This is a genomic window from Bacteroides cellulolyticus (genome assembly GCF_025567135.1).
Taxonomy (GTDB): Bacteria; Bacteroidota; Bacteroidia; order Bacteroidales; family Bacteroidaceae; genus Phocaeicola; species Phocaeicola cellulolyticus.
Window position 1 is genome coordinate 25,588 of sequence record NZ_JAOQJJ010000026.1, and the last position, 9,779, is coordinate 35,366.

Annotated in this window: 8 protein-coding genes; 4 read left to right on the forward strand and 4 right to left on the reverse strand. The window is 39.8% G+C overall.

What is annotated here, in order from left to right:
- Window positions 1–289: 289 nt before the first annotated feature.
- The 3 genes from OCV82_RS14270 to OCV82_RS14280 are packed head-to-tail and all read right to left on the reverse strand — an operon-like array spanning window position 290 to window position 4,188.
- Complete coding sequence (locus OCV82_RS14270) at window positions 290–565, reverse strand: hypothetical protein (protein WP_154045026.1); 276 nt, start codon at window positions 563–565, stop codon at window positions 290–292.
- A gap of 5 nt (window positions 566–570) precedes the next feature.
- Window positions 571–2,871 (reverse strand): hypothetical protein, encoded by a 2,301-nt coding sequence (locus OCV82_RS14275; RefSeq protein ID WP_154045027.1) that lies wholly within the window; start codon window positions 2,869–2,871, stop codon window positions 571–573.
- An 18-nt stretch (window positions 2,872–2,889) separates the two neighbouring features.
- On the reverse strand, window positions 2,890–4,188 hold the full coding sequence (locus tag OCV82_RS14280) for an AAA family ATPase (RefSeq protein ID WP_154045028.1): 1,299 nt from the start codon (window positions 4,186–4,188) through the stop codon (window positions 2,890–2,892).
- A gap of 368 nt (window positions 4,189–4,556) precedes the next feature.
- Here OCV82_RS14280 and OCV82_RS14285 point away from each other — a divergent pair, with 368 nt between their 5' ends.
- The 4 genes from OCV82_RS14285 to OCV82_RS14300 all read left to right on the forward strand — a co-directional run bounded on the left by OCV82_RS14285 (window position 4,557) and on the right by OCV82_RS14300 (window position 8,499).
- Window positions 4,557–4,835: a hypothetical protein gene (locus OCV82_RS14285; protein WP_021970565.1), complete on the forward strand. Its 279-nt coding sequence runs from the start codon at window positions 4,557–4,559 to the stop codon at window positions 4,833–4,835.
- Window positions 4,836–4,848: 13 nt separating this feature from the next.
- Window positions 4,849–5,160, forward strand: a complete 312-nt coding sequence (locus OCV82_RS14290; RefSeq protein WP_021970564.1) for a DUF2188 domain-containing protein — start codon at window positions 4,849–4,851, stop codon at window positions 5,158–5,160.
- 1,516 nt (window positions 5,161–6,676) lie between these two features.
- Window positions 6,677–7,240 (forward strand): helix-turn-helix domain-containing protein, encoded by a 564-nt coding sequence (locus OCV82_RS14295; protein ID WP_118939839.1) that lies wholly within the window; start codon window positions 6,677–6,679, stop codon window positions 7,238–7,240.
- Window positions 7,237–8,499 carry a site-specific integrase gene (locus OCV82_RS14300; RefSeq protein WP_154045029.1) on the forward strand — a complete coding sequence of 421 codons (1,263 nt, stop codon included), beginning with the start codon at window positions 7,237–7,239 and terminating at the stop codon, window positions 8,497–8,499. Before OCV82_RS14295 ends, OCV82_RS14300 begins: the two co-directional genes overlap by 4 nt.
- Before the next feature lie 249 nt (window positions 8,500–8,748).
- Here OCV82_RS14300 and OCV82_RS14305 read toward each other — a convergent pair whose 3' ends face one another.
- Complete coding sequence (locus OCV82_RS14305; RefSeq protein ID WP_353880953.1) at window positions 8,749–9,654, reverse strand: helicase-related protein; 906 nt, start codon at window positions 9,652–9,654, stop codon at window positions 8,749–8,751.
- Window positions 9,655–9,779 lie beyond the last annotated feature (125 nt).

Here is a 9,779-nt window from a genome sequence, read left to right on the forward strand (position 1 = left end):
TTCTTTTTAGATAATAAGAATAAAATTTGTATATATTTGGCTATCAATACTTTTCAACTAAACGATAGAAAAGTGATAAGGGAAAATTCAAGGATTATTGAAAGGATTAAAATTTAATGTTTTTAACATTAAAAACAATAAAAAGTATGACAGTGCGTAGATTATAATCTATCATGATCACTTACAAGTAAAAACTTTAAATGTTATGTGTATTGGACGTTTCCTTTGGTCACAAGAACAATTTATAAATTTTGTATTTCATTATTATAATCATCCTTGGTATGTTGCTTCAAAACGGTAAGTTCTCATCGCTCTCCGCTTTGTCAGGTTCAATATCCGTGTTCTCTGCCATGGTTTCTATTGCTGTATGTTCTATCTCTTTCAACACGTTGTTTATTTGCGTCTGTTCTTCCTTAGAGATGCTTTCATCATAATCACGGTCAAGTGCTTCACCAGCCAAGAGTGCCTTGATCATCTCGATATACGAGAATTGCGCCTCTGCGGTGCCCTTGAACATGGTCACCGACACATCGCCATTTTCGTTCTTCTTGAATACCAGTTTCATATCGCTTAATTGAATTTTTTCAGGTTATACTTCTTTACTCTTTTCTTGATCGATGCCTTGCCACCGTCGGTCTGATCTGCTATCAGGTCCAGCACCTTCTCTTTTCCAATCTGACCTTCCAGCGATGCTGAACGGATTGTAATTTTCTTTCCGTCGTTCTTGCATAGCACAATAGTCTGAGCATCAGCCATCATCGGAATGGTGGCGTTGTGGCTCACCAGTATCACTTGCTTCCTGTACTTCACCTTTTTGATGGTCTGCACCAGCGCCTCGTTGATATACTTCACAGCCAGGTTGTCTTCCGGCTGATCAATGATGATAGGTGAATTGCCGCCATCATAGCCAAGTATCAAGTCCAGCAGGATAGCCGACTTCCAGCCAGGACTCATCTCGTAAAAATTCCTGCCATCCGAAGACACGATTTTATACGATGTATGGTCGTTTTTCCGAAGGTATTCATAGATAAAGTCACCTAATTCCCTATATGAGCTCACCTTCGGACGCTGTTTGAATTTTGTCTGGTACATATTCTTCGGCACCACATCGTCCATATTCCTGAAGTGGTGGTTCAGATACTTGTTCAGCACCTCCATCAACACTCCTTCGTTAAATTTGAACGTGTTTTCTATGTACAGTGTGTGCCCAGTAGCCTTCACTTCCTTAGTGGTAAACGACCTGTTCATCTCGGTCAGTTTCACTTTCTGTTCAGCAAAACTGCGGCTGTATTTCACGTAGTCACGAAGGTGCTGTATCAGTTTCCTGCGGTTTTGTAAGTTGCTCTGGTTCTGACCCTGCCTTGTTTGCAGTTCTTCGTCCTTCTCATCCTTACGCGTCGCTATCAGTGCGGCCACATTTTCAAATAGCACAGCACCCCTTCTAGCTTTAGCGAGCTCCTTCAGTATAACCTCTACCTCCTTGCTGATATTGTTTGTAAACGGATTTTCGTTTACAAACTTTTCCAGATCCACCATATTTTCAACGTTGGCATTGTACTCTTCCTCCGGATAGGCGCATTTCTCCTCTTCATCATTCTTTGGCATCAGCGGCTGGAAAATGTTTCCCTCCACTTTACCCTTCGTAATCAGTTTGCCGGGATGTGGAATATCCTTCAGCCAACGCTCTATCTTCTCAATGTTTTCCACGCAAAGTAGCATCTCATCCACTATGCGTTTCAGATCTGCCAGCGTTTTGCTGATTTGTCGCTTCACGTTGTCATCGCTCGGAAATGCTTTCTTCAGGATGGGAATCTCGTCTATCGAGGCCTCATCATTCCTGTTCACCAAATCTGCTATAAAGTTCTGATGAATGTAGTAGGGGTGAATTTCCGACGGGTTCTTTACGTCTATGTTCTCCACCTTGAACTTAGCATATTCCGAATGATGCAAATCCTGTTCAAAGAATTTGTTCACCGAGTCCACAAACAGCGTTTTGCCCGAGGACGAGCCACCTATCACCACATTAAGTCCTTCTGTCAGTTCTACGTCAATGTCTATTAGCTCGTTTGACAACTTCACCTTACCTATGTGGTCACATTGTATCTGCGGCTTCTCCTTTTGGTAGAACAGTCTCGAACTCTCCGAGAGTGACAACCTCACGCCGTCGTATGTCGGTTCAGCCATCATCCACGTAGGCACGAAAGGCGAAGCCTCGCTCGATTTCGGTTCCGGGTAGCGGCTAGGAATATAGTTGTCTGAGCAGGTCAGCAGGTTCACAAACTCCGCTATGCCCAATTTGGCAAAATACTCTCGTGTGGTTTCCAGTCCCTTGTCCTCACGCGCAGTAAAGCCGTCAAACTGGTTGTAGTAGATACTGCGGCTGATGGCGTTATCTACCTGTTCCCCCTCATGCAGTGAGTAGTTGAACTGTCCGTGCTTCTGACCCGCGTGTGGCAGTAGCATAAACTCAAATGGATCGAAGGCATTAATTACCTTCTGTATGTCGGGTATTGACTGGTCGGTTTTGCATGGCAGTTTGTTTGTATACAGTTTGTCCAAGATCTCGTTCAGCGCTTTAATGTTTTCCTCTGTCACATCCATGTTGAAATAAATATGGCAGTGGAACGCCTCTACGTCATCGTGGTTCTTGATGTGCAGTTCTGCACCCAACAGTAGGTTAACTCCGATAGCCTTGGCTGCTAGGTATGCTTTCTTGTTAATGGTGTTGTGGTCGGTAAAGCTTATTAGGAATGGTTCATCATTGTTGTACTCCTCAATCTTCTTCACCAGCGTCACAACATCATAGTCCGTCGAACGGTCGTTCGCATTGGGATAGGTGTGGATATGTAAGTCAATATACACTGGCTGCATGGTATTCGCCTCCTTTCTCTATTCGTTACAACCTTTAAATTCATCCTCAAAGTATGGAATTGCACCATACTTGCCTTCCAAATAATTCTTCTCGTAGTTGCTATCTGTCCTAGGCTTTGCCCCGTTGTCCAGCGTTATACTCATCATCGGTGTAAGTTTTGTAGAATAGCTCGTTTTTGCCGTCTTTTCTACGAAGACCACCTGATCCCGTCTCAGCAATTTCTTTGACAGCATGTTAGTATCATGAGTCGTAAAAATCAGCTGGGCTCCGTGAGGGTTCGTTTCTGCATAGTTAAAGAGTTTTACAATACGTCGCGACAACAGCGGGTGCAACTGTGCATCCAGTTCATCCACAAACAGCGATTTCCCTTGCCGTAAGGTGTCAACAATAGGCCCGGCAAGATTAAACAGTTTCCTCGTACCATCCGACTCCCTTTCTTCTATGTCAAAATCAACCATCCCAACAACCTCACCATCTGCGTTTATTTTGCTATGCTTGGCATAGGCAACAATGGGTGGATGCTCTTTTAGGGATGCCACAATTTCTGCGGGCAGACCTTTGGGCAGCATCTTTTCGTCAATATACTCTTGTTCGGTGGTCACTTCACGGAACCCCACATCCATACTGCTGATAAAGTCCAAAATTTCATCTTTATAATCAGTCCTGGTATGAAGTATCTCCTTAGTATAGCGCGAAAAGTCATTATCTCGCAAACCGGAAATCACGCTAGGCTTTGTTCTGAACCATTCTATCACTCGTTTCGATATCTCGCCTCCCAATTGTGCGGCTAACGAAATGAACAACCTGTTATTGTTCAGTGGAATGGTGCCTTCTTTTATTGACAAACCTTCCGAGTAGTTCTGCTCATCAATCTCAATTGTATTTTGGGTGCGTCTTAATAGTGTCTTAAGTGATCGCTTGGGGAATTTTGCTACCAGCCATTCTTCTTCTATCCGTTTCGCAGTGTAGCTGAAACCGTATGTAAACTTGTCGGTGCCATCCACAAATGACATTTCAAACCGTGTTGGTCTCGCCTCCTTATCCGAAAGGAGAAAAGCATCATACGGTAACGTTTCGTTATCGTTCAGCCTCACTGAATGAATAATGATACCCCTCATCATTCCAACAGCCTTGAACACATTTGATTTACCGCAAGAGTTGGCTCCATAGAAAGCCTTGGCGTTAAGAACGCGAGTGTTTGCAACAGTGGTATATCCCCTGTTGTCCATGTCCTTAATGCCTGTATCAGCCATGAACGACAATCTGATTTCTCCGTCTATCGAACGGTAATTCTCTACGATAAAGTTTGTTATCATAACTTCATTTTGTGGTTTTTACTCAAATTCGGCTTGTAAATATATGCATTTTAGTTTGTACGCACAAAAAAATTTGCATTTTCTTCAAAAAGAAGACAAATTGTCAGAAAATAGCACGCCAACCTGACAGTAGCAGTTTTGGCTGACAGTATGACATAATTATGCGGATTTGGCGTAATATCAACGATTTATCTGCTTATTTTCGATAAAACTGTTGTAATTTATGAGGTTTTTGCTCAAATTTTAAGATTTGGCATTCTTGTTGCTTATAATCAGGATGTGGACTCGTTCCTGAGCATCGAAACCACTCCAAGGTGTAAAGCTCTGCTGTACTGTTCAGATTACAGGATATAAACCATAATTGCTCTATGACATACGTCAAAAACGCAAGTGGTACTTCCAGATGGTCAAGCCCCTCAACGGGTGAATCATCGTGGTTGGAGTATTGGGAAAAACATACGGGTAAAAAGGCTACCCGTTGTGGTGCTACCGATTGCCATTCCACAAGCACACTCGTTGGCGGGCACGTCCAGAAGGTTTTCGGGGGTAATGAAATCTACATCACCCCTCTGTGCAAAGGCTGCAACAATCGCACAGACAACTTCTGGGTTGACACCGAACTGGTTAGAGTACCAAACGGATTGTAAACCGTTGCATGGTATGCAACGCCTCAAGTGCTCCGTAGCGGAATCGGAAGGCCACCGCATTGTTTTTCACAATTTAAACCTTACTGTTATGAGGAAAGAGATACACATTGTTTCTAATCCAAACAGAGGAGGTTGGGATGCGAAAAGACCTAACGCAGACAGGGCTTCAAAGCATTTTGATACGAAAAAAGAAGCAATGGAGTGGAGTCGCGATCTGGCAAAGAGGGAAGGACTAGAACTTATTCCTCATGGAGCAGATGGTAAGATTCAAAATCCCAACAGCTATGGAAATGACCCATGTCCTCCCAAGGACTCCAGGCATTAAGCATCGCTTTTCATGGAGGTAGCAGGCCGTTTCAAAGGCCTGCTATTTTTATTCTAGATAGGCACTGTCCGGAATTTTGTGTAAATTGAAACAGGATTCAGCTGCAAGTTTGTTTTTATATCTGGATTCTGTTCTCAAATTGGTTCATAATCAAACTCTAGTTATGAATAGACTGTATCCATTTCTTCTCAATTTCCAGTACTATAGTTTCTAATCAATATTACTCATTCTCTTGCTTAATTGCTTCATATATGCATCTTATAAGTCTTTTTAACTTATTGATTTTTGTATGTAATTATTTAATGTTCATTTAGTTATTGTGTATCTCTACATTTTACGCAGTGGATTGAGTATTTTTACAATACAATGTATCATTCATAATTAATATCAGTTCATGAGTTTTGAACAGTAACGACATCGTGAACGTATAAAAGCAAGAATTTTATCTTGTTCTATGAAAGTATCATCAACAATCTTCCTTCGTTATATAGGAAATTAGTTTGGACTGCCTGATATTTCCTTTAGCAAAAAAACATAAGAACAAAAAAGCCATAAGAACGATGTTGTATCTCTTCATTTATACATTAATAATATGCTTGCATATCTGCATGTCTAATAAATGAGACAAGATCTTGTTTTCACTTTTCGAGCAACTTAAAAACAGTTTAGTTTGGTTTATTTCCTTTATTTATAGATACTAAATTAAACTGATTAATATATAGGGCCGCACATGGAGTTATTTTTTACTACAAAGACTTGCCCGATCGGTAATGTATAAGAGTAAAATATTATTTTTCCGTATGATGGTAAATCCATTATTTGCCAAATAAGATTGTTGCGAGTATTAGCCAGCCCCTGCGTAATTTGATGACGATAAGCCTTGCTGCAGAAACATCCACAACAGTTTGACGGTGTTGTACTTTTGCGACATCAGTCCCCCAAGCCTCTCAACGATGCTCAAAACTGGGTCGTTTATTTTTATCCATCTATGAGCATTCAATTTGACACTAATGTAGTGAGAATAATTCCTATTATCAATGGGATGGCAAGCTGGTTTATGCACAACACATCAAATATCTCAATGGAGATAACTGATAGCAGCAGGATCGTTATAACCTGTATTATCAGTACAAAGAATACAATCTTTATACTCCACTTAACACCTAAAAATCAATTATTTACAGTTCTATATTCCTCAATTTTGTATATATGGATATTTACGGTATAAAATTACCATATTTGTACCATGATGTTTGTAACCTTCTGATAATCAGTTGAAGTTGTTTTAGAGGAAGTCAAATGATTCCGATAAGTAAACAAATAATAAACAATAAGCAAAAGCGTGCAGCTCAACGAGTTGCACGCTTTTTGCGTTTATAGGGTTCATGGTTTCTATGTGTTTTCTATAGGCTTTTTTATCTCTTATTTGCGACATATTTGCGACAAGACAAAAAAGTAGATAATGTGGAACTAAATTCTACTTATCTATACTAATACATACTTAAAAGTAGATAATATGCCAACAATCGGATTTGAAATCAAAAGAAAGTGCAAAGTCTGCGGCAAGGTTTTCGTCGCAAAGACACTTGACAGTTATTATTGTTCCCCCCAATGTGGTAAAGTAGCTTGGAAGCGCAAAAAGGATGTAAAAGATAGAAATGCAAAATTAGAAGCCATTGCCCAACAAGTACCAGACATCAGAGAATATATTTCTGTAAAGGAGGCAGTAGCAATGTTTGGGGTAGAACGTAGTACTCTCTATCGCTTAATCAAATTGGGACGTATTCCAGTCATCAATTTGGGTACAAGGCTCACGCGTATCAAACGCTCCGAAATGGAACAGCTTTTCCTAAAGAGACCGGAAAGTATTGCCGAAAAAGAAAAACCTGTTCCTAAAACATATAGCTTAGAGCCAGAGGACTGTTATACCATTACAGAGATTTGTGAAAAGTACCATATTAATGATAGTTCAGTATGGGCGCATGTTAGAAAATACTCTATTCCTTCAAGACAAATAGGAAACTATGTATATGTACCCAAACAAGAAATAGACAATCTATATAAATCAGAAGTAGAATGAAGAAAGCATTACCAAACACCAAAGTGACCGTCAAACTCAGAAAATCAAATTATAAAGATGAGTGGTATCTGATTATAGAATCATACCCGGTTTACAAGCGAGGCTCTAAACAGGCAAGCCGTGTGGTTGAATCAATTAACCGGACTATATCCACACCAATTTGGGACAAGTCTTCCATTGCACGAATCTTGCCGGATGGAACATTCAATTACAAACCTAAGCGTGATTTGAATGGAATCATCCAATGCCGTTCAACGATAGATCAAGAGGCTTGTATCTATGCCGACAATGTGCGTAAGTTACGGCAGTATGAATACGATAGCGCAATTCTATATACAGATAAAGAGAACGAAATCGCTGCACAAAACGAGCGGAGCGAACAAGACTTTATCAAGTACTTCAATAGCATTATCAGTAAAAGGCATCCCAACAGTTCCGATTCAATTATAGCCAACTGGAGACGTGTGGTCGAACTGTTGAAGATTTATTCTAAAGGACAACCAATCCCATTCAAGGAAATCTCCGTTAAACTACTCGAAGATATTAAGATGTTTCTGTTACGTGCCCCCATGGGAGGAAATAAAAAAGGAACGATCTCACAGAATACTGCATCTACCTATTTCTCTATACTCAAGGCCGGATTAAAACAAGCGTTCGTTGATGAATATCTTACCGTTGATATAGGTGCAAAAGTAAAGGGGATAACAAACATTGAGAAGCCTCGTGTTGCACTTAGTATGAATGAAGTGCAAATGTTGGTTGATACTCCTTGTAAGGACGATGTTTTAAAACGTGCGTTCTTATTCTCTATTCTCACAGGATTACGACATAGTGACATCCAGACTTTGAAATGGAAACAGATTCAGCAAACAAGTAAGGGTACATGGCAAGCAGTTATAGTTCAGCAGAAAACAAAAAGACCAGATTATAAGCCAGTCATACAACAAGCTCTCCAACTCTGTGGAGAACGCCCAAACGATGAAGAATCTCTCGTTTTTGAGGGATTGACAGATGCCTCCTGGATTTCACGTCCTCTGAAAGTTTGGATAGAAGCATCCGGTATAAAGAAGCATATCACCTTCCATTGCGGCCGCCATAGTTTCGCTTCGCTATTGCTGGAAAATGGTGTTGACATATATACAATAAAAGATTTAATAGGTCATACAAATGTCAGAGCCACGCAGATTTATACGCATATCGTGAACGAACAGAAAGAAAAAGCAGCTAATACATTACATATAGACAACCTGAATTTATAAGTCATGTAAAAATACAACTATTGAAATTCAGCAACTCAGGTTAAGTAAATTACATATTTATCGTTATTTGCCCCTCATTAAGCATCAGCTTTTTGAGGGGGATTTTGTTACAAAACGCTCTAAAATTGCAGCGCGCTAAAAAGTTTTACAATTTAGCAGTAATTACATCTGTTCTGCAAGAATTATTACACTTATAATACTGTCATTAGAGAGTAAAACGATGATTATTTTCTACTTATTTGCATTCCACTATTTGGGGCTATCGTAAATGACATCAAGTAACTCATTTGCAAGTTTACCATCTGTGATTTTAATAATGTTGTCTTCCTCTGTTACATAGCCAAGTATATTGATACTGCCATACCAGACCGTGGACCTATCTATGATACACGAGGATAAAGATAGTTTAGGTACAATCTTTACATATAATCCCAAACTTTTTAGATAATTCGTCTGACTGCTTTCCTCTGATGTAAGAATTGCAACTTGAACACCACTTACATGAAACTCTCTGAGCATTTTAACAAATGTGTTTCGTTCTGTACGATAGAGTTTTGGAGAGGATATGACAATAGATTGTCTTGAACTTTTCAAATTTTGCATAAATGCCAAACGGAATGTGTTGCCATTGAAAATCTGTCCTTCATATGATGATATTTGTAAGTCATCTGTATTATCAAACAGCGTCTGAGTATCTTTTGACAGTACACGATAACCGATGGCAAAGTATCCTTTTAGGCGTTTACGATACATATTCTCACAAACAGGTTCGTGTATATCAATATAGTCATAAATACGAACATCTTTCTTGCCCTCATTCTCACGGTGCAAACGTCCGGCATATTGTGCCACCAATCCTTTCCATGAGATTGGTAGTGCCAAAAACAGTGTATCAAGTCGTGGATAGTCAAATCCCTCTCCCACATATTTTCCCGTGGCTACTATTACAAGAGGGGCATCTTTGGGTATATCCTGTAACTTTTGCAGCGTTTCTCTCTTGTTCTTTGCAGTCCCTTCTCCTGTGAGTTGTATGATGTTGGCTACATGCTGCTTCAACATTTCGGCAAGCAATTCTACATGAGAAGTTCTGGCAGTAAGTATTATAGGCGTTCGGCCTGCAGCCACAACATTAAGAACATCCTCTAAGTAAGTGATCTAAAATATTTTTATATTCAGCATAAATTATTAATATTGTCTCATGATATTTTAGAAATTGAATCATGAAACATATAAAAGTGCTTGAATTGAGTGAGGCTGATCGCCTCAAACTTGAGAAAGGG